General features: G+C 64.4%; 1 protein-coding gene and 1 pseudogene. Both read right to left on the reverse strand.

Annotated elements, in window-relative coordinates:
- Nucleotides 1-233 (reverse strand): ribonucleotide-diphosphate reductase subunit beta (locus I6F35_RS39520; RefSeq protein ID WP_346283254.1); only part of this gene is annotated, 233 nt, incomplete at its 3' end.
- Nucleotides 224-1,044 (reverse strand): annotated as a pseudogene (locus I6F35_RS39525) (ribonucleotide-diphosphate reductase subunit alpha); the annotation flags it as partial. The pseudogene I6F35_RS39525 and the gene I6F35_RS39520, both read right to left, overlap by 10 nt.

Here is a 1,044-nt window from a genome sequence, read left to right on the forward strand (position 1 = left end):
TGGGTAAGCAGCGCACGCTCGTTGGCCGTGACACGGTCCGACACCCAGTCCTTCAGGTCGCTGCCGAGCGGTACCTCCTCGCCCATCCAGTGGGTCTGCTGCTGGCGCTTCCAGAACTCGTAAGCCCACGCATAGCGATCGACGTCATAGCTGCCGGTCGAGTCAAGGAGGCCGACGCGCCCCTTGCCGATCAACGTGCGCGGATCGACGCGCGACAGATCGATCACTGACATGCGAGGCACTCCTCATAGTCGGTGCGATGCCGCTCCGGCTGCTGCGTCGGCGTTGCATCCTCGGCAATCTTACCGGCGAATGCCGCGCGTGAGATCGACTTTGATCGGCAGTAGTAGAGGCTCTTCACCCCGCGCTTCCACGCAGTCCAGTGCAGCATGTGGAGGTCCCACTTATCGACGTCGGCCGGCAGATAGAGGTTGATCGACTGGCTCTGGCAAATCAACGCGGCGCGGTCGGCGGCAAGCTCGACGATCCAGCGCTGGTCGATCTCGAAGGCGGTGCGAAAGATCGCTTTCTCGTGCTCCGACAGGATGTCGAGATGGGCGACCGACCCCTCGTGCGCGATGATCGACTGCCAGGTCGCCGAGGTGTCGGCGCCTTTCGCGGCCAGCACCTTGGCGAGGTGCGGATTGCGCACCGAGATGGCGCCGGATAGCGTCTTGTGGGTGTAGATGTTGGCCGGGATCGGCTCGGTGCAGGCGCTGGTGCCACCGCAGATGATGCTGATCGAGGCGGTCGGCGCGATCGCGATCTTGTGGCTGAAGCGCGCCATCACGCCGCGTTCCAGGGCATCCGGGCACGGGCCACGCTCGCGAGCGAGCGCCACGGATGCCGCATCGGCATCGCGACGAAGTTTTCGAAACATGTTCAGATTGAATGACTTGGCCAGGGCGCTCTCCATTGGAATGCCCTTGGCCTGGAGAAACGAGTGGAAGCCCATGACGCCGAGGCCAACGGAGCGCTCGCGCAGGGCGGCGTAGCGGGCACGCTTCATTCCGTCCGGCGCCACCGTGATGAAGTGGGTGAGCA

The sequence above is a fragment of the Bradyrhizobium sp. BRP22 genome (assembly GCF_020194175.1).
Classification (GTDB): domain Bacteria; phylum Pseudomonadota; class Alphaproteobacteria; order Rhizobiales; family Xanthobacteraceae; genus Bradyrhizobium.